The organism is Paraburkholderia graminis C4D1M, from assembly GCF_000172415.1.
Taxonomy (GTDB): domain Bacteria; phylum Pseudomonadota; class Gammaproteobacteria; order Burkholderiales; family Burkholderiaceae; genus Paraburkholderia; species Paraburkholderia graminis.
In genome coordinates this window covers 86,416-112,575 of record NZ_ABLD01000022.1, presented here as the reverse complement: position 1 = coordinate 112,575, position 26,160 = coordinate 86,416, and the positions used below count along the sequence as shown (strand labels likewise).

Below are 26,160 nucleotides of genomic sequence, written 5' to 3'. Positions count from 1 at the left end.
CATCATTGTAACGGCTCGCCCCGTTCACAGGCCTACCCGCAACATGTGCCAACTTCTAGGAATGAACTGCGCCGCGCCGACGGACGTCACGTTCTCGTTCACCGGCTTTGCGGCGCGCGGCGGCGTCACCGATCACCATGCCGACGGCTGGGGCATCGCCTTCTTCGAAGACAAAGCGTGTCGCCTTTTCATCGACCATCAATCGTCGGCTACCTCGCCGATCGCCGAGATGGTCAAGCGCTATCCGATCAAGTCGAAGAACACGATCGCGCATATCCGCAAGGCGACGCAAGGGCACATTCTGCTGGAAAACTGCCACCCGTTCATGCGCGAACTGTGGGGGCGTCACTGGATCTTCGCGCATAACGGCGATCTGAAGGATTATTCGCCGGTGCTCTCAGGCGTGTATCAGCCGGTCGGCACGACCGACAGCGAGCTCGCTTTCTGCGCGCTGCTCGAAGGTTTGCGCAAGGCGTTTCCCGGCGCGCAGCAACCGCCGCTCAACGAACTCTTCGCCGCGCTCGAAAAGCTCACGCGCGAAATCACGCAATTCGGCGTGTTCAATTTTCTGATGTCGAACGGCCAGGCGCTGTTTGCGCATTGCTCGACGCATCTGCATTACATCGTGCGGCGCTGGCCTTTTTCCACCGCGCATCTTGTCGACGCGGACGTGTCCATCGACTTCGCCAAGTACACGACGCCGGAAGACCGCGTCGCCGTGATCGCGACGCAGCCGCTGACCGACAACGAAGTGTGGACCGCGTTCGAACCGGGCGATCTGCTGATGTTCCAGCACGGCGACGTGATTGGCCGCGTCAATGTGCCGGTGCCGGCCTCGGTGCTGGAAAAGCTGCGCAATCCGGCGCTGGACGCGTCCGCTTCGGCGAGCACGATTGCGGCTTCGGCGGCGGCCCAATCTGCCGCGGCTGAGTTGGAAGTCGATCTGGAAGCGGCCGACGACGCGGCCGCCTTCGAGTCGTGAAAACCGTAGCCGCGGCGACCACGCATCGATAAAAAAAGCCGCTTGTTCAAGCGGCTTTTTCGTTGAAGCGCCCGCCGCGACAACCACGCGGCAACGCTTGCCCTCAGTGCAGGATCTTCGCCAGAAAATCCTTCGCGCGATCGGACTTCGGATTGTCGAAGAAGTCGTCCTTGCGGTCGTCCTCGACGATCAAGCCCTTGTCCATGAAAATCACGCGATGCGCGACCTTCTTCGCGAAGCCCATTTCGTGCGTGACGCACATCATGGTCATGCCTTCCTGCGCGAGTTCGACCATCACGTCGAGCACTTCGTTGATCATTTCCGGATCGAGCGCCGAGGTCGGCTCGTCGAACAGCATTGCAATTGGATCCATCGACAACGCGCGCGCAATCGCCACACGCTGCTGCTGACCGCCCGACAATTGCCCCGGAAACTTGTCCGCATGCGCGCGCAAGCCGACGCGGTCCAGCAGCTTCAGACCCTTCGCCGAGGCTTCGTCCTTCGAACGGCCGAGCACCTTGATCTGCGCGAGCGTGAGGTTTTGCACGATCGACAGATGCGGGAACAGTTCGAAGTGCTGGAACACCATGCCGACCTTCGAGCGCAGCTTCGACAGATTGGTTTTCTTATCCGTCAGCGACTGCCCGTTGATGACAATCTCGCCCTTCTGAAACGGCTCGAGTCCGTTGACGGTCTTGATCAGCGTGGACTTGCCCGAACCCGACGGTCCGCACACCACCACCACTTCACCCTTTTTGACTTCCGTCGTGCAGTCCGTCAGCACCTGAAACTGGCCGTACCACTTCGAAACATTCTTGATAGAGATCATCTTGCGACCTTTTTCTGAAGACCTTTGACAAGGCTCGACGCGACCACGCAGATCACGAAATAACACGCGCCCGCGAACAGTACCATCTCGACATTCGTGCCGTCACGATCGCCAATATTCGTGGCAGTGCGGAAGAAGTCGGCGAGGCTGATCACGTAGACGAGCGACGTATCCTGAAAAGAGCACGATGCCTCTGCGTGAGCAGCAGCGGCACCCTTCGCGCGGGAACGCCTGCGGCAGCACCCACGAGACGCATGGACTGCGCGTAGTTCATGCCGAGCGCGAACGACGCGTTGACCTGCCCGCGCGGCACGGACTGAATCCCCGCGCGAATGATCTCGGAGTAATACGCCGCCTCGAACAGCGAGAAAGCGACCATTGCCGAGGCGAGACGAATGTCGATATCCGCCGACAGACCGAGCACGTTCTGCAGCAATTGCGGCACGATCAGGAAGAACCACAGCAGGACCATGACCAGCGGGATCGAACGGAAAATCGTCACGTAGCCCTTCGCGAACCACTCGAAAGGCTTGAACGACGACAGCCGCAGCATGGCGAGAACCGTGCCCCACACAATGCCGATCACGATCGCGATCAGCGTGATCTTGAAGGTGACGACCGCGCCGGTCCACAACGTAGGCAATGCGCCCGGAATACCGCTCCAGTCGAAATGGTGCATCACTTGCCTCCGATATAGCCGGGCAACCGGGTCTTCGCTTCGACCCAGCGCATGAATTGCATGACGACCAGATTGATCAGCACGTACGCGAGCGTGACAGCGATGAACGACTCATACGTCTGCGACGTGTAGTCGACAAGCTGTCGCGCCTGGGCGGAGAGATCGAGCAGACCGATGGTCGACGCGACCGCCGAGTTCTTGAAGATATTCAGAAACTCGGACGTGAGCGGCGGCACGATGATCCGGTACGCGACCGGCAGCAGCACGTAGCGATACGTCTGCCATTGCGTGAAGCCCATCGCGAGGCCCGCGGCGCGCTGGCCGCGCGGCAGCGCGTTGATGCCCGAGCGCACCTGCTCGCACACGCGCGCGGCGGTGAAGAGCCCGAGACAGATGATCGAGGAAGAAAAGAACTGCGCGCCTGGCGGCAGTTGCTTGAACCAGTTTCCGATGGATGCCGGCAGCAACTCCGGTATCACCAGATACCAGATGAAAAACTGCACGATCAGCGGAATATTGCGGAAAATCGCGACGTAGAGCGTGCCGATGCCGGACGCCCACTTGTTCGGCACCGTGCGCAGCACACCGAACAACGAGCCGACGATCAGCGCGATCACCCATGCCGACAGCGACACGGTAATCGTCACCCAGAAACCCGACAGCAGCCAGCCCAGATAAGTGGTCGGCTCGCCGGTGGAGACGGGACTCAGCAGAATGCCCCAGTTCCAGTGATATGACATGACCAAGACTCCAGCAAAAAGAAACGGAAGAAGCGCGTGGCCCCTTCCGTTTCATTCAGCATTTCAAAAAAACAGCTAAGGTTTAATCGATTGCCTTGTCATTCGGATTCTTGTAAAGCGCCTTCATGTCGTCGCTTTCCGGGAAGTTCAGGTTCAAGCCCTTCGGCGGAATCGGCGATTCGAACCACTTCTTGTAGATCTTGTCGGCTTCGCCCGAAGTTTCGACCTTCGCGATTGCATCGTCGACGACCTTCTTGAATTCCGGATCGTTCTTGCGCAGCATGCAGCCGTATGCTTCATGCGATTGCGGCGCGCCGACGATCACGAAATCGTTCGGCGTATTGGACTTTGCGCGCTCGCCGGCGAGCAACGCGTCGTCCATCATGAACGCAGCGGCGCGGCCGGTGGAGAGCGTCAGGAACGACTCGCCGTGATCCTTCGCGCTGATGATGTTCATGCCCAGGCTCTTGTCCTGGTTCATCTTGCGAAGCAGGCGCTCGGACGTCGTGCCGGCAGTCGTGACGACCGTCTTGCCCTTCAGGTCGGCCCAGTCCTTGATGCCCGAATCTTTCTTGGTCATCAGACGCGTGCCGATCACGAAGATCGTGTTCGAGAACGCCACTTGTTGCTGGCGTTCCGCGTTATTCGTGGTGGAGCCGCATTCCATGTCGACGGTGCCGTTCTGCACCAGCGGAATACGGTTTTGCGACGTGACCGGAATCAGCTTCACTTTCAGGTTCGGCGCGTTGAGCTTCTGCTTGACCGCCTCGACCACCTTCAGCGCGAATTCCTGCGAATAGCCGATGACTTCCTGCTTGTCGTCATAGTACGAAAACGGAATCGACGACTCGCGATGACCCAGCGCGATGACGCCCGTGTCCTTGATTTTTTTCAGCGTGCCGGCGTCTTGCGCGTGCGCGCCAACCGTAAACAGTCCGAGAGTCGCGAGCAGCAGCGCAGCTTTTTTAACCTTCATGTTTGATCTCCTTGGCAAGAACCGGCGCCAGTTTAGCAAAGTAATTATTCTGAAAGTATGGCTATAAACCATTGTTGTTGCGTGCACGCCGCTATTGGTCGGCGGCGGCTTCGCGCAGCCGGTCAACCTTTCCGGATATGCAAAGGCGGGCAGCATCGTCGCGATGCCGCCCGCCAGGTAAAACACGCGCTCTTGTGAAGTGCGTTCAGGCATGCGCATTTACTTCAAATGCGCGGCGCACCCGCGAGGTAGCGAATCCGCCGTTCGCTTTACAAGCCCGCGATCAGGGGTACAGACCGCGCATTTCGCGCGCTTGCAAAATCCGCTTGCACGCGACGATAAACGCCGCCGTCCGCACCGAAACGTTCTGCTCGCTCGACACTTGCCATACGGCCGCAAACGCTTCGCGCATCACGCGCTCGAGGCGCTGGTTGATCTCGTCTTCGGTCCAGAAGAAGCTCGAGAAATCCTGCACCCATTCGAAGTACGACACCGTCACGCCGCCCGCGTTGGCCACCACGTCCGGAATCACGAGGATGCCGCGGTCGTGCAGGATGTCGTCGGCGGCCGTGGTGGTCGGGCCGTTCGCGCCTTCCACGACGATCTTCGTCTTGATCTTGCCGGCGTTCTTTTCGGTAATCTGGTTTTCGAGCGCGGCCGGAATCAGGATGTCCGATTCGACGGTCCAGAACTCTTCGTTCGTCACCGAGTCGGCTTCGGCGAAACCGCCCACGCCGCCCGTCTTCGCCACGTGTTCCAGCAACGCGACAGCGTCGATACCGGTCGACTTGTACAGCGAGCCGGTGTGATCCTGCACCGCGACGACCTTCGCCCCCGCTTCCTGGAACAGACGCGCCGCGATGCCGCCGACGTTGCCGAAACCTTGCACTGCAATACGCGCGCCTTCGATGTCGAAGCCGATGCGGCGTGCCGCTTCGCATCCGACCACGAACACGCCGCGGCCCGTCGCTTCGCGGCGGCCGAGCGAACCGCCGAGCGTGATCGGCTTGCCGGTCACGACGCCGGTTGCCGTTTGGCCCTGGTTCATGGAGTACGTGTCCATCATCCACGCCATGATCTGCTCGTTCGTGTTCACGTCCGGCGCGGGAATGTCGGTGTTCGGTCCGATGATGATGCCGATTTCGCTGGTGTAGCGGCGCGTGACGCGCTCGAGTTCACCACGCGACAGCTTGCGCGGATCGAGGCGGATGCCGCCCTTCGCGCCGCCGTAAGGAACGTTCACCGCAGCGTTTTTCACCGACATCCACGCGGACAGCGCCATCACTTCCGACAGCGTCACGTCCTGGTGATAACGCACGCCGCCCTTGCCTGGACCGCGCGACACGTTGTGCTGCACGCGGTAGCCCTCGAAGTGCGCGACCGTGCCGTTATCGAGTTCGATAGGCACGTCAACGATCAGAATCCGCTTCGGGCGCTTCAGGGTTTCGAGCCAGCGCGACAGCGAGCCGAGGTACGGCGCGACGCGATCGACCTGGCGCAGGTAGTTGCCCCACGGGCCGAGGTCTTCGCTATTCAGGTAGGAGGGGACGGACTGCGACGTTAATGCTGATTGGGCAGATTGGGCGGCTTGCTGCTGGGAAGACATGAACGCTCCGGCGTTGATCGAGTAGCAGCATTGTCGAAAAAGGCCGTTTTGAAATCCAATGCCGTTTCCTTATCCGATTATGTCTTTTTTGCATAACCCTTCGGAAGCCGCAAATTCGCGTCGCGGGCGCGCAGGTTTGGCGAGGCTCTCTTACGCGCCGCGCTCCGCCAGTTCTTCCGACACCACGTCCCACAACTGCCGCACGAGAATCTGCCGCGCGTCGTCGCTTTTCGCGGCCAGCTTGTCACGGTAGAGGCGTATCTCCATCGTGAGCGTGAGCTGGCCTTCGGGCGTGCCGCGCGTCGCCCGGTCCAGACGAATCAGCTTGCCGTCGGCGACTGCGTCTTCCACAGCGCTGTGCGGCAGAAAAGCGATGCCGTGGCCGGCGAGCGCCATCGCCTTCAGACCTTCGGCCATGTCGGTTTCGTAGAGCCGGTCCAGATTGAGACGCTCCGGGGCGTTGGCGAGAATCACCTCGGTCATGCGCCCCAGATACGCATTCGGCGTGTACGACAGATAGGGCGTGGGCGCTTCAGCAGTGCCCGGCAGCGTATGACGCGGCCGGCCGGCGCGCCCCGGCGCCGAGAACGGACTGATCGGCTCGTTGCCGAGCGTCAGCATGTCGTAGCGGGCCGGGTCGAGCGCGACCGGATGACTCGGATGGTGATAGCCCATCATCAGATCGCAGCCGCCTTCCACCAGAGAGAGCGCCGCGTCGTGCACGTTAAGCGCGCGCAGCCGCGTATGAATCGGGCCCATCTGCGCTTCGATGCGTTGCAGCCAGCGCGGAAAGTACGTGAGCGACAGCGTGTGCGGCACCGCGAACTCGATCGTCGCTTGCGGCGTCGCCGTGTGGCCGCGCAACAGCGCGCGGGCCTCGTGGAACTGCGAAAGCATCGCGAGCGCCTGCTCGTTGAACACCTGGCCCGCCGGCGTGAGACGCGTCGGATACACCGAGCGGTCGATGAGCTCCGTGCCGAGCCACGCCTCGAGCGCCTGGATGCGCCGCGAGAACGCCGGCTGCGTGACGTGACGCAGTTCAGCCGAGCGGCTGAAACTGCGCGTTTCCGCGAGCGAAACGAAGTCTTCGAGCCATTTCAGTTCCATGCGAAGCCTGCTGCCGGCGAGAGAGAGGAAGTCAGCATTCTAGTGGCTCTGCCGATGCGAATGCTCACGCTCCACCCGGCAGCCGACTTTGCGTTCGCGTCGTCCGCTGCGGCTCACGCGCGTCCGGCCTATTCCGGGCGAATCCGCCTCTGGTGGTAAAATTCGCGGTTCCCTCCGTTCCGATCCGCTCGCTGTGACTGCAGCGAGCGCTCAACGCCTAGACCAGCCGCCATCATGTCCGACACCCGCCCCGACACTCTGTTCGCGCTGAATGCGCTCTCTCCGCTCGACGGCCGCTATGCGTCGAAAACCGAAGCCCTGCGCGACTGGCTCTCGGAAGCCGCGTTCATGCGCAATCGCGTGACGGTCGAAATTCATTGGCTGATCGCGCTCTCGCGCGCCGGTTTCGCCGAAGTGCCGCGCTTTTCGGACGCCGCCGAACAATTCCTGCTGCAACTGGCCGAGCGCTTCACCGCGCATGACGCCGCGCGCATCAAGGACATCGAGCGCGTGACGAATCACGACGTGAAGGCGGTCGAATACTGGCTGAAGGAATCGGTCAAGGGTCAGGAAGAACTGGAGCGCGCAAGCGAGTTCATCCATTTCGCGTGCACGTCGGAAGACATCAACAACACGTCGCACGGCCTGATGCTGGCGGGCGCGCGCGAGCATGTGATCCTGCCGGCGCTGCGCACGGTGCATCAGAAGCTCGTCGCGCTCGCTCACGCGCACGCGGAACAGCCGATGCTCTCGCGCACGCACGGCCAGCCGGCCAGCCCGACGACGCTCGGCAAGGAAATCGCCAACGTCGCCGCACGTCTCGAACGCGCGATCGAGCGCATCGCGAAGGTCGAACTGCTCGGCAAGATGAACGGCGCGGTCGGCAACTTCAACGCGCATCTGTCGGCGTATCCGGAGTTCGACTGGGAAGCGTTCTCGCGCGAAGTGGTCGAGCAGCGTCTGAAGCTCACGTTCAATCCGTACACGATCCAGATCGAGCCGCACGACTACATGGCCGAACTGTTCGACGCCGTCGCGCGCGCCAACACGATCCTGCTGGATCTCGACCGCGACGTGTGGGGCTACATCTCGGTCGGCTATTTCAAGCAGCGCACGAAGGCCGGCGAGATCGGTTCGTCGACGATGCCGCACAAGGTCAACCCGATCGACTTCGAAAACTCCGAAGGCAATCTCGGACTCGCGAACGCAACGCTGCGCCACCTCGCCGACAAGCTGCCGGTGTCGCGCTGGCAGCGCGACCTGACCGATTCGACGGTGCTGCGCAACATGGGCGTCGCGTTCGGTTATTCGCTGCTCGCGTACGACTCGCTGATCCGCGGTCTGGACAAGCTCGAAGTGAATGCGCAGCGTCTGAACGAAGACCTCGACAACTGCTGGGAAGTGCTGGCCGAGCCGGTGCAAACGGTGATGCGCCGCTACGGCATCGAGAACCCGTACGAGCAGTTGAAGGAACTGACGCGCGGCAAGGGCATCACGCGTGAGGCGCTGCAGGCGTTCGTCGGCGGGCTCGCAATTCCGCAGGACGCGAAAGACCGTTTGCTCGCGATGACGCCGGGTTCGTACATCGGCAAGGCAGTCGAGTTGGCGAAGCGCATCGGCTAAAGCCTGATTCATCCGCTGTTCTGCTCGTCAAGCAAAAGAAAAGCCGCTCCCCGGAGCGGCTTTTCTTCGTCTGAACGGTTAGTTCAGGATGGCGGATTAACGCTTCTCGACCTGCTTCAACACATCGTCGACGATCTGTTCCGGCGACAGTTCGATGCTCACCGTGACCGCCTCGTCCGCGCCCGGTTCCTCGAGCGTGTCGAGCTGGCTTTGCAGCAGCGACGGGTCGAAAAAATGGCCCGTGCGCGTGGTCAAACGCTCTTGCAGCACCTCGCGCGAACCCTTCAGGTACACGAAGCAGACGTCCTTGTCGCCGTCGCGCAAAATGTCGCGATACGAACGCTTCAGCGACGAACAGGTGAACACGGCCGTCTCGCCCGCCTTCTGCTTTTCTTCGATCGCGGCGCGGATAGTTTTGAGCCACGGCCACCGGTCTTCGTCGGTGAGCGGAATGCCATGGTGCATCTTCTCCTTGTTTGCGGCGCTATGAAACGCGTCGCCGTCGGTGAACGCGCAGTGCAGGCGCTCCGCCAGCATCTCGCCATTCTCGTTTTGCCGGCGCCCGACACGCCCATTGCGATCAAAATCATCAAAAACTCCTTACAGGACCGCCGCGAGCGCGAAGGTCAACAGCAAACCCATCAACGAAATGATGGTCTCGAGGAGCGACCATGTCTTGAAGGTCTGCCCCACCGTCATACCGAAGTATTCCTTGATCAGCCAGAAACCGCCGTCGTTCACGTGCGAGAAGATCAGCGAGCCCGAGCCGGTTGCCAGCACCAGCAGTTCCGGCTTCACCTGGATCGCGCTGGCCGCCGCGATCGGTGCAACGATGCCGCAGGCGGTGGTCATCGCGACCGTCGCCGAACCTGTCGCGAGGCGGATCAGCGCGGCGACGAGCCAGCCGAACAGCAGCGGCGACAAATGCGCGGAGGTCGCAGCAGCCACGATTTCCTTCGAAATGCCGCTATCCATCAGCACGCGTCCGAAACCGCCGCCCGCGCCGACGATCAGCGTAATGCCCGCGATCGGCGCCAGACATTCGCCGCAGAATTTCTGGATCTGGTCGCGATTGAAACCGCGGCTCGCACCAAAGGTCCAGAAGCTGACCAGCACGGCGATCAGCAGCGCGACGTCCGAATTGCCGACGAAGTGCAGCAGGTCGTTCGGCAAGGTCTTCGGCGTGAATACCAGATCGGCCCAGCTGCCCACCAGCATCAGGATCACCGGCAGCAACACCGTGAACAGCGTAATGCCGAAGCTCGGCAGTTCGCGTTTCGGCGCTGCGTTTGCGCCGCCCGGCGTGCCGGAGAGCGCGACGTCGTCCCTGTTCAGAAACTGCGCGGCGAGCGCGTTCTCTTGCGGCAGCTTGATGTAGCGGTTGATCATCAGCGCAAACAGCGGACCGGCGACGATAGCCGTCGGCACGCCGACGATCAGACCATACGCAATCGTCTTGCCGATGTCCGCGTGGTACTGCTGCACGGCGAGCATCGCGGCCGGGTGCGGCGGAATCAGCCCGTGCACGACGGACAGGCCGGCGACCATCGGCAGGCCGACGAGCAGCAGCGATTTGTTGGTGCGCTTCGCGACGTTGAACGCGATCGGAATCAGCAGCACAAAGCCGACTTCGAAGAACACCGGCAAGCCGACGATGATCGCGACGACCATCATCGCCCAGTGAATATTCTTCTCGCCGAACCAGTCGATGAGCGTCGTGGCGATGCGTTCCGCGCCGCCCGATTCGGCCATCATCTTGCCGAGCATCGTGCCGAGGCCCACCACCACCGCGATGTGCCCGAGCGTGTTGCCGTTGCCGGTTTCGAACGACTTGACGATGGTCGCCATCGGCATACCGGAGGCAAGCCCCAGCAGCAGCGACACAATGATCAGGACGAGGAACGGATAGACCTTGTAGCGCGTGATCAACAAGATCAGCAGGGCGATGGCGATCACCCCGTAAACCAGCAGCATGCTGCCGTGAACAGCTTCCATGAAGCTCCTCCTTTGCGTTATTGATTGTGGGTGCGAAGACGGCAGCCACCTCGTCTCATGGCGACCGCTGCGCCTCGAGGACGGCAAACCGCGCGGTCGCTGAATTTTACTGTCTGTTGTCTTGAAAAGCCCGCGAAACCCGCAGCATCTTTGCAACGAAGCCTCGCTGCGACAGCCTGAAGCGGCTGTATCGGCGAGGCTCCGGTTGAGAGCTTGCTGTGTCTGCGTCTGCGTCCGCGTCTGTGTTCGCCAGAACGCGGCGGTTATCGACTAGTGAGCGGGTGCGGCCAATTGGCTCGCCGCGCGCGCGAGGCGCGTGACTTCGTCCCAGTTTTGCGCGGCGACCGCGGCTTTCGGCGTGAGCCAGGAGCCGCCCACGCAGACCACGTTCGGCAGCGACAGGAAGTGCGTGGCGGTTTCCGCCGTGATGCCGCCCGTCGGGCAGAACTTCAGCGTCGGAAACGGACCATGAAAAGCTTGCAGCATCGGCACGCCGCCCGCCTGCTGCGCCGGGAAAAACTTCACGATTTCATAGCCGAGTTCGAGCGCGGTGATGATGTCGCTCGGCGTCATCACGCCCGGCAATAGCGGCAGGCCGGCATCCTGCGCGGCCTTGTGCATGTCTTTCGTGAGTCCGGGCGACACGCCGAACTGCGCGCCTGCTTTCTTCGCCTGCGCGCAATGCTCGGGCTTCGTGATCGTGCCGACGCCCACCACGATGTCTTCGGCCAACTGGCTCGCGCGCTCGATCGCGGCAATCCCCGCCGCCGTGCGCAGTGTGATTTCCAGCACCTTCACGCCGCCCGCATGCAGCGCGCGCGACACGTGTTCGCCCTGCTCGACCGAATCGAACGCGAGCACCGGAATCACCGGACCCAGGCGGACGATCTCACTTACTGTTTTCGACGTCATAGTGAAACTCCTTGTTTCTGCCAACCGTCTGTTGCGTCGCCGGGCGGGCTTTGGCGGGCTGCCCGGTTGGACTTCGTTGGACCTGGTTCGACTGTCCGTTGGCTTGTTTGCGAAGACTGCTAGCCTGCCTGAGTGGTGCTGGTACGCGTTTCGCCGTGCTGTGCGGCGGCGTGCTGCACAGCAGACGCCGCGTGCTCGCCGTGCGCTGCCGGACGCTCGCCCACCATCGGACCGAACACCGACGCGCCCTGCTCCGCCGGCGCCGCCGCCGCGCGGAATACGCCGAACAGTTCGCGGCCGAAACCCACTTCGTTTTCCGCCTGATTGAGCGGCGCGGCGTTAGGTCGCGCGGCCCATTCGGCGGCGTCGATCTCGACGTCGAGCACGCCGGCTTCGGCGTCGATCACCAGCATGTCGCCCGTGTGCACCTTGCTGATCGGCCCTTGCAGCAACGCTTCCGGCGACAGATGAATGACCGCGGGCACTTTACCCGACGCGCCCGACATGCGGCCGTCCGTGACGAGTGCGACATGGAAACCCTGATCCTGCAACACGCCGAGCAGCGGCGTCAAACGATGCAGTTCCGGCATGCCGTTCGCCCGCGCGCCCTGGAAGCGCACGACGGCAACAAAGTCGCGCTTGAGCTCGCCGTTGTCGAACGCCTCCTGCACGGCTTCCTGCGAATCGAACACGATGGCCGGCGCCTTCACCTTGCGATGCTGCGCCGCAACCGCCGAAATCTTGATCACGCCGCGGCCGAGCTTGCCCTGCATCAGACGCAAGCCGCCGTCCGGCTGGAACGGCTCCTTGATGGCGCGCAGCACCGCTGTGTCGGCGCTGGTTTCCACGCCCGGCACCCATTGCAGCTTGCCGTCGATCAGCTTCGGCTCTTCCGTGTAGCGATGCAGCCCCTCGCCGACGACCGTGTTGACGTCTTCGTGCAGCAAACCGCCTTCCAGCAGATTGCGCACCAGGAACGCGACGCCGCCCGCTGCATGGAAATGGTTCACGTCGGCCTTGCCGTTCGGGTAAATCTTGGCGAGCAGCGGCACGGCTTGCGACAGCGTGTCGAAATCGTCCCAGTCGATCACGATGCCCGCCGCGCGCGCAATGGCGACGAGGTGCAGCGTGTGATTGGTGGAGCCGCCCGTCGCGAGCAACGCGACGATTCCGTTGACGATCGCCTTTTCGTCGATCACGTGGCCGATCGGCGTGTAATTGCCGCGCTCGACCGTCAGATCGAGCACGCGGCGCGCGGCCTGTGCGGTCAGCGCGTCGCGCAACGGCGTATGCGGATGCACGAAAGCCGAGCCCGGCAGATGCAGGCCCATGATTTCCATCAGCATCTGATTGCTGTTCGCCGTGCCGTAGAACGTGCAGGTGCCGTGGCCGTGATACGCAGCGGCTTCCGCTTCGAGCAGCGCGTCGCGACCGCATTGGCCGGTTGCGAACTGCTGGCGGGTTTTGGCTTTGTCGTCGTTCGACAGGCCGCTCGTCATCGGGCCGGCCGGCACGAAGATGGTCGGCAGATGGCCGAACTGCAGCGCGCCGATCAGAAGGCCCGGCACGATCTTGTCGCAGATGCCGAGGCACAACGCCGCGTCGAACATGTTGTGCGTGAGCGCGACCGCCGTGCTCATCGCGATCACTTCGCGCGAGAACAGCGACAGTTCCATGCCCGCGTTGCCCTGGGTGATGCCGTCGCACATGGCCGGCACGCCGCCCGCGAATTGCGCGACGCCGCCGTTTTCACGCGCGGCCTGCTTGATGATGTCCGGGTAGTTTTTGTACGGCGCGTGCGCCGACAACATCTCGTTGTACGACGAAACGATGCCGATGTTCGGCTCGCGAATCTGCTTGATGACGAGCTTGTCGTTGCCTTCGAGGCCCGCGAACCCGTGCGCCAGATTCGCGCAGGAAAGCGCGCCGCGCGCCGGGAACCGGCCCTGCGCCTGATGAATGCGGGAGAGATACGCCTCACGAGTGGGCTTGCTGCGTTCGATCACGCGCTGCGTGACTTTCAACAATTGCGAATGCGGGGAAACCATCGGAGCTCCTTCGTCGCTGGCGGCAGATTGGGCGCGCTATGCCAGGTGGGTATCGCGGGGTCGCCGGAGAGACCGGCGAAAGGAATCTTAGTAGAAAAACTACATGGCCGCAATTGGAAATCTTGCTGCAGTGCAGTTTGGCGAAACTCCGCGAAGCCCTTTACTGGCGGCGCATCGGACGAATAACACCTGAACCTAGGGATAACACCTACGGCGATAATGTAGTTTTTGTACCTTTCGGCCAATCAAGCTATAGTCCACGCATTCTTCAGCATAGTGCGAGTTTTCCAATGATGCTGTCCCAGGTCGAAGAGATGCGCGAGCAGTTGCGCCCGTCGGAGCGCAAGCTCGCCGACTACGTGATCGAGGCGCCGCGCGAGGTGCTAGACCTTTCCATGACGGAAGTCGCCGCGCGCGCGGGTGTGAGTCAGCCGACTATCGCGCGGTTCTGTCATGCGCTGGGTTTTTCGGGGTTTCGCGAGTTCAAGATCCGGCTGGCCCAAGGCATCGCTACTGAAGTGCCGGCGGTTTATCGGGATGTGCGGCCGGACGAGGGTACGCCGGGTCTGATCGCCAAGGTCTTCGACCGGACCATCGGCACGCTGATCCAGGTGCGCAACAGCTTGTCGCCGCATAGTGTCGAAGCAGCCGTCGACCTGCTGGCGAACGCGGCGCGCATCGAGTTCTATGGAGCGGGCGGTTCAGGTATTGCGGCGCAGGACATCCAGCACAAGTTCTTCCGGCTCGGCATGCCGAGCGTCGCCTACTCCGATCCGCACACCTACTCGATGTCGGCCGCACTGCTCGGCCCCGGCGATGTGATCGTGACGGTATCGAATACCGGTCGAACCCGGGACATCATCGAAGCGACACATTCCGCGCTCAATCGCGGCGCGAAAGTGATTGCGATTACACATGGATCGTCGCCGCTTGCGAAGCTCGCGTCGATTTGTCTCTTCTCAAATGTCGTCGAGGAAAGCGATGTGTTTTCGCCGATGACGTCGCGCATGTCGCATCTCGCCATCGGCGACATTCTCGCCGTCGGCGTCGCGCTCAAGCGCGGGCCTGAGCTTGTCGAGCGGATGGGTAAGGCGAAAGAAGTGATCGGCCGGCTGAGAATCGACGGCGAAAGCTGAAGAGGCGCAAATGAAAAAGGCCTGCTCGATGGCAGGCCTTTTTCAGGTCAAACTCAGGTCAAACGATGCACGCGGCCAGTTACTCGGCGACCACGCGAACATCGACGCGGCGGTTCTGCGAACGACCTTCGGCCGTTGCATTCGACGCAACCGGATCGGCGCTGCCGAGGCCTTGTGCGACGAACTGCTCACCCTCGAGACCGCCATCGCGCAGATATTGCACGACCGCTTCGGCACGAGCCTTCGACAGCGCCAGGTTGTGTGCTTCGGAACCCGTCTTGTCGGTGTAGCCCGTCACCGTCACGCGGCGCAGATTCGCGCCCTTGTTGGCGGCCATGAAGTGATCCAGGTTTTCCTTCGCGATCGGGCTGAGCGTCGCGCTGTCCGTTGCAAAGTTGGCGTTGCCTTGCAGCAGCAGCCGAGCCTGCGGCGCGGCCGGCTTTGCTTGCGGCTGCGCAGCCTCTTGCTGCTGAACCGGCTGTTGCGGCGCCGGCTGTTGTGCGACCGGCTGCTGTGCGACGGGCGCGCCGCACATGAACGTCATTTCACGCGCATCTTTCACCGGCTGGTTGTTGCTCACGCCGTCGACCGCGCCGAGCCACGTAATCGGCTTGGCCTGGCAGGTTTCTTCGGCCACGCGCACGCAGGTTTGCGAGCTGTCGAGAAGTCCGAGGCAGCTAACCCAATAAGTCGGTACGGTTTGGTTCGGCGGACTGATCGTACGCAGCGTGTAGGACGGTCCAGATTGCGTACTGCACGCTGCAAAGATCGCCAAAGACGCGCCTGAGACCAACGCGCGGAGATATTTAAAAAGAGAAGTGTTCATTTTCACGAATGCAGTGATTGAAGCGGCGCCCTTGCCCCGTGTCCTGCGGACAAGAGCGCGCTTACAGTTCTAGTCAAGACAGCTCCGGTTGATGGACCGGACTTGCGTCCGATCCATCACGGCGCTTACCACTGGTACGAAGCACCGATGCCGATCGCCGTGCCTTGCGAGCTGGTGCCCGCGCCGGCCTTCATCTTCAGGTTCTCGGTGATACGCGCCGAGACGCCGAGCGCGACAGCCTGCGAACCCTTATACGAACCGCCACCGATACCGACCGCGATCGTCTTGCCTTGATCGACGTCCGGGATCATCGTCAGCGCCGTAGCGGCTGCGACACCGGCGTACGCGTTCTTGGCGACCTGGCTCACGCTGTTCTGCACCGAGTTGATCTGCTGATCGGTGTAGGCCTTCGAGGTCATGCCAGCCGGCAGATTGCCGACCGCCGAGCCGATGGCGTCGTTCAACTGACCCACGTTGACCGCGTCGGTCGTTGCCGTACCGGCCGCGACGTTGGTGACCTGGCGTTCGTTACCTGCCGAGCCCACCGACACCGAGTTCGCACGATCAGCCACCGAGTTCGCACCCAGTGCCACCGAGTTCGCCGCGGTTGCGCTTGCGTTCGCACCCATTGCGGTCGAATGCGTACCGCTTGCAACTGCTGCTTCCGTATCGCGGTTGCCGTCTGCTGCGAACATCGGGTTGTTGGCCGCGTGCGCAATGTTCGTCACCGTCGAGATCGCCGAGTTCATCTGGTCGACGTTGACTGCGTCGTCACCGGACGTGCCTGCTGCCACGTTGTGGATCGTCGTGCCGCCCGCAGCACCATTACCCATCGTAATGCTGCTGTAGTTGGTCGTACCGTCGGCGTTGTGGTCGTACGTGACTGCCGCGTTGGTCGTGCCGTTCGGGTTGATGATGCCCGACGCCTTCAACTGAGCGACGTTCACTGCGTCCGTGTCGGCCGTACCGGCTGCGACGTTGGTGATCTGGCGTTCGTTGCCCGCCGAGCCCACCGACACCGTGTTCGCACGGTCAGCCACCGAGTTCGAACCCAGTGCAACCGAGTTCGTCGCCAGAGACTGCGCATTACCGCCGATCGCCACCGATTCCGCGCCCGTTGCCTGTGAATCCGGCAACGTCGAGTTGGCGTGGAAGTACTTGATACCGGTGCCACCGCTGGTGATGTTGTTCAGCGTGTTGTTGATGTTGGTGATGTCCGACGTGTTCTGCGTCACACGGCCGTCGATGTTGGTGATCGCGTCACCCACGCTGTTCACGGTCGTACCGCCCACCGAGTACGTCGGGGCCGAGATCGTGCCATCGCTGTTCACCGTCGAGCCGCCGCCGAGGGCATCTGCCGCCGACTGGCTCACGCCATACAACTGCGAACCGTTCACTGCATCCACGCTCGTGGCGTTGACCGCGCCTGCGGCCACACCAGTCAACGTACGCGAACCTGCCGTACCCGTAAGGTCAACCACCGTGCCGTCGGTATCCTTCGCCACCGTGATGTTGCGCGACGTCGGGTCCTGCTGCACCAGACCACCGAGTACGTCGGAGCCGTGATTGCGCCCGTCGTCGAATCGTAGGTCGAACCACCGCCCAGCGACGAGGCCGTGCTCGCGCCGACCTGGTTCACCTTCGTATCTTCCGACATCAACTGGCTCACGTTCACCGCGTCCGTGGCGTTCAGACCTGCTGCCACATTCGTGATGCGACGCTCAGCACCTGCCGCACCCACCGACACTTCACCGGCTGCCGTGGCTGCCGAGATCGCGCTGCCACCCGGGTTGAAGCCTGCCGTCGTCAGCGTGGTCGAGTTGGCCACCGAGTTGGAGCCGAGTGCCACCGAGTTCGCCGTCGTCGCTTGCGCGTTGCCGCCGATCGCCACTGCGTTCATACCCACTGCCGACGAATCCGCCAGCGCGGTGTTCGCGTGGAAGTACTTGATGCCGCCACCGTTCACGATGTTGTTCACCGTGTTGTTGATGTTGGTGACGTTGCCCGCCAGGTTTGCGACGTTGTTGTTCGTGTTCGACAGGTTGTTCGAAACGTTGTTGACCTTCGCGTCTTCCGACTGCAACTGGCTCACGTTCACTGCATCCGTGGCGTTCAGACCTGCTGCCACGTTCGTGATGCGACGCTCCTTACCTGCCGCGCCCACCGACACTTCACCGCCCGCTGCCGTGGCTGCTGCGATCGCCGTGCCACCAACCGGCGTGAAGCCTGCCGTCGCCAGCGTCGCCGAGTTCGCCACCGAGTTCGAGCCCAGTGCCACCGAGTTCGCCGTCGTTGCCTGAGCGTTGCCGCCGATTGCCACTGCGTCCGTACCCGTTGCCGACGAATCCGCCAGCGTCGAGTTGGCGTGGAAGTACTTGATGCCGCCACCATTCACGATGTTGTTCACCGTGTTGTTGATGTTGGTGACGTTGCCGCTCACTGCATCGGTCGCGCTCAGACCCGCTGCGACGTTCGTGATGCGACGCTCTGCACCTGCCTTGCCCACCGACACTTCGCCGCCGGCTGCCGTCGCTGCGGAAATCGCCGTACCGCCCGTCGGCGTGAAACCTGCCGTCGCCAGCGTGGCCGAGTTCGCCACCGAGTTCGAGCCCAGTGCTACCGAGTTCGCCGTCGTCGCCGACGCTGCACCGCCGATTGCGACTGCGTTCGTGCCCGTCGCCGACGAATCAGCCAGCGTCGAGTTCGCGTGGAAATACTTGATGCCGCCACCGTTCACGATGTTGTTCACCGTGTTGTTGATGTTCGTGACGTTGCCGCTCAGGTTTGCAACGTTGTTGTTGGTGTTCGACAGGTTGTTCGCGACGTTCGACACGTTGTTCGAGACGTTGTTGACCTTCGCGTCTTCAGACTGCAACTGGCTCACGTTGACGGCATCGGTCGCATTCAGACCGGCTGCGACGTTCGTGATGCGACGCTCTGCACCTGCTGCGCCCACCGACACTTCGCCGCCGGCTGCCGTGGCTGCCGAGATCGCCGTGCCGCCGACCGGCGTAAAGCCTGCCGTCGTCAACGTGGCCGAGTTCGCCACCGCCCCGGCGCCGAGCGCAACCGAGTTCACGGTTGCGGCCGAGGCGCCTTGCCCCAGCGCAACAGTATTTATTGCAGTGGCGCTGGAATAGTCGCCGATAGCGATAGCCTCACTGGCCGTCGCGTTGGCGTGAGGACCTACCGCGACTGCTGCATGAGCGCCGGCATTCGCATTACCACCGATCGCAACTCCCCAGCCGTTGGTGTTCGACGTCGTGCCACTAACGGTGGATGTCGCACCTTCGCCAACCGCCACGCCATTGTATGCAGCGGCGGTGGCAGCCTCGCCAAACGCGGATGAGTTTGTTCCTGACGCGAGCGCTCCCCAGCCCATTGCGGTCGAACTGACGCCGCTAGCCACGGCAACCGGTCCGGCAGCAACGCTGTTCGAGCCCGTCGCGGATGCGTCCGCCAAAGAGGAATTGGCATGGAAATATTTGATGCCGCCACCGTTCACGATGTTGTTCACCGTGTTGTTGATGTTGGTGACGTTGCCGCTCAGGTTTGCAACGTTGTTGTTGGTGTTCGCGAGGTTGTTCGCGACGTTCGAAACGTTGTTCGAGACGTTGTTCACCTTTGCGTCTTCCGACTGCAGCTGGCTTACGTTCACTGCATCCGTGGCGTTCAGACCTGCTGCGACGTTCGTGATGCGACGCTCACCACCTGCCTTGCCCACCGACACTTCACCGCCGGCTGCCGTCGCTGCCGAGATTGCTGTGCCACCGACCGGCGTGAAGCCTGCCGTCGCCAGCGTGCTCGAGTTCGCCACCGAGTTAGCACCCAATGCCACCGAGTTGACTGTTGAAGCAGTGGCAAGGCCACCCAACGCCGTGGCATTGTTAGCACCACTGGTGGCCCCCGTGCCCACAGCAACCTGGTTGTTTATACCGCTACCTGCAACGGTAGATGCCTGTGCGCCTATCGCGATGGAGGCCCCACCGCCGGCCGTAGCGTTCTGACCGAGCGCCATATCCTGCGAGTAAGCGGTATAGCTGCCATCGCCAATCGCGATCGCTCCATCTGCGGGTGTGGCGGCCGCCATCGATGCGTTCCGGCCGATCGCAATGCTGCCTTGACCACGAGCAATTGCGTTCGGTCCGACCGCCACGCTGTCGACGCCCGCAGCCGACGAATCAGCCAGCGTCGAGTTCGTGTGGAAGTACTTGATGCCGCCACCGTTCACGATGCTGTTCACCGTGTTGTTGATGTTGGTGACGTTGCCGCTCAGGTTCGCGACGTTGTTGTTCGTGTTCGCCAGGTTGTTCGCGACGTTCGAAACGTTGTTCGAAACGTTGTTCACCTTCGCGTCTTCCGACTGCAACTGGCTCACGTTCACCGCGTCCGTGGCATTCAGACCTGCTGCCACGTTCGTGACACGACGCTCTGCACCTGCTGCGCCCACCGACACTTCACCACCTGTTGCCGTGGCTGCCGAGATCGCCGTGCCACCGATGGGCGTGAAGCCTGCCGTCGCCAGCGTGGCCGAGTTCGCCACCGAATTCGAGCCCAGCGCCACCGAATTCGATGTGGTGGCTGTTGCAAGGTAGCCAACGGCGACTGCGCCCGCGCCAGACGTAAGCGCGTAGCTGCCGAGTGCGGTCGAGTTCGCGGCGCCAGCGGAAGCAGAGGTGCCGAGAGCAACCATGTTGTTCGTGGATATGGCGTTCAGCGTCGATGCGCCGTAACCGATGGCCGTCGACGATCCTCCGCCGGCTGTCGCGAAGCCGCCTATCGCGGTATCTCCGACGTACGTCGCGTACGCTGAGTCGCCTATGGCGATAGCGTCGTTCGTCGCCATGCCAGACGTCCACGACAAAGCTTTCGGACCAATGGCGATTGAGCCGTATGATGATGTTGATGCACCCGCCTTGGCGTCGTCCGTGCCGTCGTTGTTCCCAGTCACCTTGAAATAGCGTGTACCTTGGCCGTTGTTGATGTTGGTGATCGAGGTGTTCAGCTTGCCCAGTGCCGTATCCACCGTGCCGAACGCCGTGCCGATGTCCGTCTTCGCGCCCGTCGTACCGTCGATCGAATTTGCGTTCGTCAGCGCGTAGCTAGGTGCGCTAATCGCGCCCGTCGAGCTAACCGTGGAACCGCCGCCAATGGCGCTGGCCGCCGAAGCGCTCACCGCGTAGAGCTGGCTGCCGTTGATCGCGTCGCCGCTAATGCTGCTGACGGTACCGGCTGCAACGTTCACGATCTTGTGACTGGTCATGTCGACCTGGTTCATCATTGCAATGCCGCTCGGGCCGTAGATCGTGACCTTTCCCGTCGCGTTGCTCCCGGAAGCGCCCACGAGAATCGCGGCGTTCGTGCCGTCAGGACTGAAGTAGTTGCCGTTTTCGGAAAGGACTACTCCAGTGCCGAGGCTCGAGCTACCGCTGAAGCATGTCGCAGCCTGCTGCGTGTTCGTCCATGCACCAGCTTGGGCCGCGCTAAAGCTGGCATAAGAGTTTATTGCATTCCCGCAATTGATGATCGAGCCCGCCATCGCGGATGGTGCGAACGCCGACAATCCCACCCCGGCAGCAACCAGCACTCCGCTTGCGCCTAGCGCCTTGATGCTACGTGCCTTGCGGCCGCTCTTCCCGCGTCCCTTCGCCACTTCCGGCGCTGCAACATATGTACCGGTAGTCTCATTCCAAACTGTTTTGTACGACTTGTTCACGATTTCATCCTGTAAAGGCGTGATGACTGGGATCTGCGCGGCACCGTGCTGATTAACGTGGTGCGTCGCTGCCAACGAGCTGCCAAAAGGATTCAATCTGACCGTCGCACTTATGCACTTGAGACTGTCTTAATATCCTTCCAGCGAAGATCTCAATATAAAACTGAGCGACTCTGGAGATAATCAGACTATGCTTAATTGGTCTCAATCGACTGTCACATACTAGGAAACGCGACTCGCGCCAGAACCTCACGGATCCTTGAAATTCTGTAAAGAAGTGGCTTTAAGGCAGGCAAGCATCGAACTTTATTTAGGATTATTCTTATTCGATGCAGTTCGATCTGGAGGAACACGGCCTGTGGACGGGGCTTTGCCCGTGCGACCGCAGCGCTTGTCTCATCGCGCGAATTTGAAATACGAACGAGGCAGACCGACGATTGCGCGATTATGCGATGGCCCGGCCAGGAAATATACGGACTAAAATTCAGAAAAGTCCTAAGATTCGAAAAACCACGGGAATAGCGCTTTTTAGGATTTGTCTTATTTCTATTATTTCTTTATTTGATAACTCCGGCCGTCACTAGAACAATGACGAGCTTGCCCTCGATGGCATCAGGCCAACACAAGTTTTAAACCGCCAAATTTGCCTCCACATAAAAGACGGCGGAATTCGCAGATGAGCGCGAAAAAAAACCGCGGCGAGGCGGTGGTTAGTTGACCGGAGGCGGTTTGATTTACTTTTAAAGATCGACGCTTCCATGGCAGCTGGAGCGTTGAATTGCGGTGACAATCACGGCCGCATCGGCCGTCCTCTACGCGGACCTGCGCTTCCCAGCCATCCGCGCTAAACGCCCGCTCCGGCCTATCACGCCGGAGTGCTGCAAGCCGGTTACGTCCAGTCGATTCCCGTTGACAGTGACGGAACTCGGGAAAGCCGAGCCGTTTGGCCTGTAATGGGCCTGCTCATGCCCTGATTTGACCAAGGCTTGCGGCCCGTCCGGCGCCTGCTCTGCACAACGGTCAGGAGCGCGCACATAGCGGCATCAGCAGACCGGCGTTTCAACCATCCGCACAGCCTGTGCAAGTCTCACAGCCGCGTACCTCTCAAAACGGCTTGATCACCACCAACGCGACCGCGGCCAGCATCCCCAGCACCGGCAGTTCATTGAACATCCGATACCACTTGTCCGAGCGACGGTTTTCCCCGCGCTCGAAAGTGCGCAGCAGCACGCCGCAGTAAGCGTGGTAAATCACCAGCAGCACGACCACGCCAACCTTCGCGTGAAGCCATCCCTGCCCTCGTCCGATACCGACGACAAGCCACAACCACAGCCCGCAAGCGAGCGCCGGCACCGCGATAAACGACATGAAGCGGAACAGTTTGCGCGCCATGATCAGCAGACGCTTCACCGCGGCGGGTTCGGTTTCCATCGCCAGATTGACGAAAATGCGCGGCAAATAGAACAGGCCGGCGAACCAGGAAGCGATCAGAACGATATGGAACGTCTTGATCCAGAGCATCGTGGGAGTCCTTGGTGGTGTGTGAGTTATTGTGGAGAGCGCCGACGATCATGCCGGGCCTGTGCCGCGACGCAAAGTGATCAGCGGTCGCGGGATTTGAAACAATCATGCGTGGCCGCGTTGCACGGCCACGCTTCCCATCGTGCAGGCGCCTACTGGCGGCCTTCGCCATGCCCAAGCACGACATACTTCAGCGACGTCAACCCTTCCAGCCCCACCGGGCCGCGCGCGTGGAGCTTGTCGTTGGAAATGCCGATTTCCGCGCCGAGACCGAATTCGAAGCCGTCGGCGAAACGCGTCGATGCGTTCACCATCACGCTCGCCGAATCCACTTCGCGCAGGAAGCGCATGGCGCGGTCGTGGTCCTCCGTGACGATCGCGTCGGTATGTTGCGAACTGTACGTGTTGATGTGCTCAATGGCGGCGTCGAGATCGTCGACCACCTTGATCGCGAGCACCGGCGCGAGATATTCGGTGCGCCAGTCTTCTTCGGTTGCGTCGGCGAGCGGACCCACGCCCGCGTCTGCCAGCACAGCACGCGCCGCCGCGTCCACGCGCAATTCGACATTTTTCTCGCGATACAGCTTGCCGAGCGGCGGCAGCACGTCGGACGCAATGCCGCGCGCGACCAGCAGCGTCTCCATCGTGTTGCAGGTGCCGTAGCGGTGCGTCTTGGCGTTATCGCAAACGGTCAGCGCCTTCTTAAGATCGGCGCGGTCGTCCACGTATACGTGGCAGATGCCGTCCAGATGCTTGATCATCGGCACCCGCGCTTCGTTCATGAGCCGCTCGATCAGGCTCTTGCCGCCGCGCGGCACGATCACGTCGACGTATTCGGTCATCGTGATCAGTTTGCCGACCGCGGCGCGGTCCGACGTCGCAACAACCTGCACGGCGTCTTGCGGCAAACCGGCCGCTTCGAGCGCCTCGCCGATCAGCTTCGCGAGCGCAGTGTTGCATTCGAGCGCTTCCGAACCACCGCGCAGAATCGTCGCGTTGCCCGATTTGAGGCAGAGCGCGGCGGCGTCGATCGTGACGTTAGGACGCGATTCGTAGATGATGCCGATCACGCCGAGCGGCACGCGCATCTGCCCGACCTGGATGCCGCTCGGCCGGTACTTCAGATTGCTGATCTCGCCGATCGGATCGGCGAGCGCCGCGACCTGGCGCAGACCTTCGACCATCGTCCTGAGCGCCTTGTCCGACAGCGTGAGACGGTCGATGAAAGCCGCGTCGTGACCTTTATCGCGAGCGCGTGCGACGTCGCGCGCGTTGGCTTCCTTGAGCAACGCGGCATCGCGCTCGATACCCGCCGCCACCGCCGCGAGGGCGGCGTTCTTCGCAGCCGTCGACGCCCGCGCCATCGCACGCGATGCCCGGCGCGCGCGCCGGCCGAGGTCGGTCATGTACTGGTCGATATCCATGGTGATTCTCGTATTGCCGGGCACGCCGACGCGCGGCGAGCAGGCTGATTAGCTGATTAGCGAAAGATCCAGCGATTGTAAGTCGGGCCAGGGCGCTTTGCTTGCGAGGGCGCGGTTAGCGCGGTTGAGATCCGCAAGACTGCTGGTGCACGGCAAGCCGAGCCGGTCCGGCCTCGCTGTACGGCTGACTGGCTCAGCACCGCGACACCTCAAACCCCGCCGCCTACAGCACCAGCGAAACTCACGCCGGCCTGCGCACCGCGGCCGCAGCCGCACGCCGAGCAGGTCGCGGCGGCGGCGCAGCAGACGTTCTCGGCGACGCCACCACCATCGCAAGCTCGAACAGCCCGTCCCACGGATCGGGCGGCGGATCGTTGCGATGATTACCCGGCGTCCCGCCCGACAATCCCTTCACCTGCCGATCCAGCCGCGCCGCCAGCGCCAACGCCTTTTCCAGCGCCGCCTCGGTGACACGCGACAATGCCGGCCCGATCAAGCGCTCGCGCGGACCCCACACGCGGTTTTCGCGCACGAGCATGGCAAGCGGCTTGCCGGCCGCGACGCCGCGCTTGATCCGCAGCAGCGTGCGCAATTCCTCGACGACGGCCCACAACACCAGCACCGCCGCCTCGCCTTCGCCGCGCAGCCCGTCGAGCATGCGCGACAAGCGGCCGACGTCGCCGGCAAGCATCGCCTCGTTCAGCTTGAAGACGTCGTAACGCGCGACGTTCAGCACCGCGTCGTGTATCTGTTCGAAGCTCAACGAACCCGCCGGATACAGCAGCCCGAGCTTCTGGATTTCCTGATGCGCGGCGAGCAGATTGCCTTCGACACGCTCCGCGATAAACGCCAACGCGCGCCGCCCTTCCTCGCCCGCGGCCACCCGCTGACCCTGCGCCGCGAGCCGCTGGCCGACCCAGTTCGGCAATTGCGCGCGCTCGACGGGATCGATCTTCAACGCGACGCCCGCGTCGGCGAGCGCCGTGAACCACGCCGATTTTTGCGTGGCCGCGTCGAGCCGCGGCAGCGTGATCATGGTCAGCACGTCGTCGTTGACGGAGCCCGCGAGCGCCTTCAGCGCTTCGGCGCCTTCCTTGCCGGGCTTGCCCGACGGAATGCGCAATTCGACCAGTTGACGGTCGCCGAACAGCGACATGGACTGGCTCGCGCCGAGCAACGAACTCCAGTCGAAACTGCGCTCGACGGTGAAGACCGAGCGGTCGGTAAAGCCGGCCGCGCGAGCCGCCGCGCGAATCCGGTCGCACGCTTCCTGCGCGAGCAGATGCTCGTCGCCGTACACGACGTACAGTCCGGCGAGTCCCTTGGCCAGATGCGCTTCGAGCGCGTCAAGTCGCAGTTGCATGGCTATGCTGATGTCCGGTCAGGTCGACGTGCCCGCCGCTCACAGCGGCGGCGGCGGCAACGGCGCGCGCGGCACGACGCCCGGCACCTGCTCGCCCGGCGCCGGATGCATCGAACGCACGCTCGACAGACGTCGCGTGAGCTGGTCGATCGCGTCGTTTTCCATGTCGGCAAAAAGGATTTCCGACTCGGCGGTCTTCGCCTGCGAGTACTTGTCGCTATAGGTCATCGCGCGGTTCAGCGCGATCACGCTCGGCGGAATCAGCATGGTGCCGTCCTTGCCGATCAGCGTGTAGTTCATCGCAAGGTTCAATTGATACTCGGAGACGACGCCCAGCGAATTCAGCGTCAGCGTGCTCGTGCCGCGGCTTTCGGTGATTTGCAACGTCGCGTCCGCGTTGGCAACCGACTTCACCACCACCGTGTCGCTGCCGCCCTGCACCATGCGCGTGAGCCGCGCGCCCGCGGCCGGCGAGCCGCCCGCGATGAAGAGGCGTTTGAACGCATAGTCCTGCTGACCGCGCAACTGGAAGCCGCATGCGGACAACATCAATACGCTGCAAGCCAGCGTTACAAAAAGCGATCTGCGAGTCACATTGGCTCCTGGTTCGCAGTGGATTCCCGGCGCTCGGCAAACGACGCCGCGCGAGGCGGCGCGTTGCCGGCCGGCAGGTGTTG

The 26,160-nt window shown here is 62.3% G+C and carries 17 protein-coding genes and 3 pseudogenes; 3 read left to right on the top strand and 17 right to left on the bottom strand.

The genetic code is table 11. The features are described from left to right. Positions 1-43: 43 nt before the first annotated feature. Complete coding sequence (locus BGRAMDRAFT_RS26275) at positions 44-982, top strand: class II glutamine amidotransferase (protein WP_083803853.1); 939 nt, start codon at positions 44-46, stop codon at positions 980-982. 103 nt (positions 983-1,085) lie between these two features. Here the strand turns inward: BGRAMDRAFT_RS26275 and BGRAMDRAFT_RS26270 are convergent, their stop codons facing one another. From BGRAMDRAFT_RS26270 to BGRAMDRAFT_RS26245, 6 genes and pseudogenes are all read right to left on the bottom strand, one after another. Next, positions 1,086-1,811 (bottom strand): amino acid ABC transporter ATP-binding protein, encoded by a 726-nt coding sequence (locus BGRAMDRAFT_RS26270; protein WP_006051922.1) that lies wholly within the window; start codon positions 1,809-1,811, stop codon positions 1,086-1,088. Continuing rightward, positions 1,808-2,490, bottom strand: a pseudogene (gene gltK, locus BGRAMDRAFT_RS26265) (glutamate/aspartate ABC transporter permease GltK). Before gltK ends, BGRAMDRAFT_RS26270 begins: the two are co-directional and overlap by 4 nt. Continuing rightward, positions 2,490-3,230 (bottom strand): amino acid ABC transporter permease, encoded by a 741-nt coding sequence (locus BGRAMDRAFT_RS26260; RefSeq protein ID WP_006051920.1) that lies wholly within the window; start codon positions 3,228-3,230, stop codon positions 2,490-2,492. The pseudogene gltK and the gene BGRAMDRAFT_RS26260 overlap by 1 nt, the downstream one beginning before the upstream one ends. Positions 3,231-3,312: 82 nt before the next feature. Continuing rightward, a complete protein-coding gene (locus tag BGRAMDRAFT_RS26255; RefSeq protein ID WP_006051919.1) occupies positions 3,313-4,206 on the bottom strand; it encodes a glutamate/aspartate ABC transporter substrate-binding protein in 894 nt (297 codons plus the stop codon). Positions 4,207-4,489: 283 nt separating this feature from the next. Next, positions 4,490-5,812: a Glu/Leu/Phe/Val family dehydrogenase gene (locus tag BGRAMDRAFT_RS26250; protein WP_006051918.1), complete on the bottom strand. Its 1,323-nt coding sequence runs from the start codon at positions 5,810-5,812 to the stop codon at positions 4,490-4,492. 150 nt (positions 5,813-5,962) lie between these two features. Then, complete coding sequence (locus BGRAMDRAFT_RS26245) at positions 5,963-6,919, bottom strand: LysR family transcriptional regulator (protein ID WP_006051917.1); 957 nt, start codon at positions 6,917-6,919, stop codon at positions 5,963-5,965. A gap of 234 nt (positions 6,920-7,153) precedes the next feature. Between BGRAMDRAFT_RS26245 and purB the strand changes: the two genes are divergently transcribed. Then, complete coding sequence (gene purB, locus BGRAMDRAFT_RS26240) at positions 7,154-8,542, top strand: adenylosuccinate lyase (RefSeq protein WP_006051916.1); 1,389 nt, start codon at positions 7,154-7,156, stop codon at positions 8,540-8,542. Positions 8,543-8,638: 96 nt separating this feature from the next. Here purB and BGRAMDRAFT_RS26235 read toward each other — a convergent pair. The 4 genes and pseudogenes from BGRAMDRAFT_RS26235 to edd form a co-directional block, all read right to left on the bottom strand. Next, a pseudogene (locus BGRAMDRAFT_RS26235) lies at positions 8,639-9,132 on the bottom strand (gluconokinase). Between the two features lie 10 nt (positions 9,133-9,142). Further along, positions 9,143-10,537 carry a GntT/GntP/DsdX family permease gene (locus tag BGRAMDRAFT_RS26230; RefSeq protein ID WP_006051914.1) on the bottom strand — a complete coding sequence of 465 codons (1,395 nt, stop codon included), beginning with the start codon at positions 10,535-10,537 and terminating at the stop codon, positions 9,143-9,145. A gap of 270 nt (positions 10,538-10,807) precedes the next feature. Further along, the gene (gene eda / locus BGRAMDRAFT_RS26225) at positions 10,808-11,449 is read right to left on the bottom strand and encodes a bifunctional 4-hydroxy-2-oxoglutarate aldolase/2-dehydro-3-deoxy-phosphogluconate aldolase (protein WP_006051913.1); all 642 of its coding nucleotides are present in this window, start codon (positions 11,447-11,449) and stop codon (positions 10,808-10,810) included. Positions 11,450-11,568: 119 nt separating this feature from the next. Next, entirely contained in the window at positions 11,569-13,497 is a 1,929-nt protein-coding gene (gene edd / locus BGRAMDRAFT_RS26220) for a phosphogluconate dehydratase (protein WP_006051912.1), read from the bottom strand. A gap of 290 nt (positions 13,498-13,787) precedes the next feature. On the opposite strand from edd, the gene BGRAMDRAFT_RS26215 reads away from it, so the two are divergent. Continuing rightward, positions 13,788-14,633, top strand: coding sequence for a MurR/RpiR family transcriptional regulator (locus tag BGRAMDRAFT_RS26215; RefSeq protein ID WP_006051911.1), 846 nt, complete (start codon positions 13,788-13,790; stop codon positions 14,631-14,633). Between the two features lie 79 nt (positions 14,634-14,712). Here the strand turns inward: BGRAMDRAFT_RS26215 and BGRAMDRAFT_RS26210 are convergent, their stop codons facing one another. The 7 genes and pseudogenes from BGRAMDRAFT_RS26210 to BGRAMDRAFT_RS26185 form a co-directional block, all read right to left on the bottom strand. Continuing rightward, positions 14,713-15,276 carry an OmpA family protein gene (locus BGRAMDRAFT_RS26210; protein WP_232292371.1) on the bottom strand — a complete coding sequence of 188 codons (564 nt, stop codon included), beginning with the start codon at positions 15,274-15,276 and terminating at the stop codon, positions 14,713-14,715. A 308-nt stretch (positions 15,277-15,584) separates the two neighbouring features. Next, positions 15,585-16,586, bottom strand: a pseudogene (locus BGRAMDRAFT_RS35885) (YadA family autotransporter adhesin); the annotation flags it as partial. 314 nt (positions 16,587-16,900) lie between these two features. After that, positions 16,901-21,175, bottom strand: coding sequence for an ESPR-type extended signal peptide-containing protein (locus BGRAMDRAFT_RS33320; RefSeq protein WP_006051908.1), 4,275 nt, complete (start codon positions 21,173-21,175; stop codon positions 16,901-16,903). Between the two features lie 1,104 nt (positions 21,176-22,279). Beyond that, on the bottom strand, positions 22,280-22,696 hold the full coding sequence (locus BGRAMDRAFT_RS26200) for a CopD family protein (RefSeq protein ID WP_006051907.1): 417 nt from the start codon (positions 22,694-22,696) through the stop codon (positions 22,280-22,282). A gap of 152 nt (positions 22,697-22,848) precedes the next feature. Then, the gene (locus BGRAMDRAFT_RS26195) at positions 22,849-24,120 is read right to left on the bottom strand and encodes a glutamate-5-semialdehyde dehydrogenase (RefSeq protein ID WP_006051906.1); all 1,272 of its coding nucleotides are present in this window, start codon (positions 24,118-24,120) and stop codon (positions 22,849-22,851) included. 241 nt (positions 24,121-24,361) lie between these two features. Beyond that, positions 24,362-25,483 carry a DNA polymerase III subunit delta gene (gene holA, locus BGRAMDRAFT_RS26190; RefSeq protein ID WP_006051905.1) on the bottom strand — a complete coding sequence of 374 codons (1,122 nt, stop codon included), beginning with the start codon at positions 25,481-25,483 and terminating at the stop codon, positions 24,362-24,364. A gap of 39 nt (positions 25,484-25,522) precedes the next feature. Continuing rightward, positions 25,523-26,077 (bottom strand): LPS-assembly lipoprotein LptE, encoded by a 555-nt coding sequence (locus tag BGRAMDRAFT_RS26185; RefSeq protein ID WP_006051904.1) that lies wholly within the window; start codon positions 26,075-26,077, stop codon positions 25,523-25,525. Positions 26,078-26,160: the final 83 nt, after the last annotated feature.

Bases quoted from the DNA above. Each gene is read 5' to 3' on its own strand.
- BGRAMDRAFT_RS26245 (WP_006051917.1), bottom strand. From the start codon at position 6,919: ATGGAACTGAAATGGCTCGAAGACTTCGTTTCGCTCGCGGAAACGCGC.
- edd (WP_006051912.1), bottom strand. From the start codon at position 13,497: ATGGTTTCCCCGCATTCGCAATTGTTGAAAGTCACGCAGCGCGTGATC.
- eda (WP_006051913.1), bottom strand. From the start codon at position 11,449: ATGACGTCGAAAACAGTAAGTGAGATCGTCCGCCTGGGTCCGGTGATT.
- BGRAMDRAFT_RS26255 (WP_006051919.1), bottom strand. From the start codon at position 4,206: ATGAAGGTTAAAAAAGCTGCGCTGCTGCTCGCGACTCTCGGACTGTTT.
- BGRAMDRAFT_RS26230 (WP_006051914.1), bottom strand. From the start codon at position 10,537: ATGGAAGCTGTTCACGGCAGCATGCTGCTGGTTTACGGGGTGATCGCC.
- BGRAMDRAFT_RS26200 (WP_006051907.1), bottom strand. From the start codon at position 22,696: ATGCTCTGGATCAAGACGTTCCATATCGTTCTGATCGCTTCCTGGTTC.
- BGRAMDRAFT_RS26275 (WP_083803853.1), top strand. From the start codon at position 44: ATGTGCCAACTTCTAGGAATGAACTGCGCCGCGCCGACGGACGTCACG.
- BGRAMDRAFT_RS26215 (WP_006051911.1), top strand. From the start codon at position 13,788: ATGATGCTGTCCCAGGTCGAAGAGATGCGCGAGCAGTTGCGCCCGTCG.
- BGRAMDRAFT_RS26270 (WP_006051922.1), bottom strand. From the start codon at position 1,811: ATGATCTCTATCAAGAATGTTTCGAAGTGGTACGGCCAGTTTCAGGTG.
- holA (WP_006051905.1), bottom strand. From the start codon at position 25,483: ATGCAACTGCGACTTGACGCGCTCGAAGCGCATCTGGCCAAGGGACTC.
- BGRAMDRAFT_RS26260 (WP_006051920.1), bottom strand. From the start codon at position 3,230: ATGTCATATCACTGGAACTGGGGCATTCTGCTGAGTCCCGTCTCCACC.
- BGRAMDRAFT_RS26250 (WP_006051918.1), bottom strand. From the start codon at position 5,812: ATGTCTTCCCAGCAGCAAGCCGCCCAATCTGCCCAATCAGCATTAACG.
- BGRAMDRAFT_RS26195 (WP_006051906.1), bottom strand. From the start codon at position 24,120: ATGGATATCGACCAGTACATGACCGACCTCGGCCGGCGCGCGCGCCGG.
- purB (WP_006051916.1), top strand. From the start codon at position 7,154: ATGTCCGACACCCGCCCCGACACTCTGTTCGCGCTGAATGCGCTCTCT.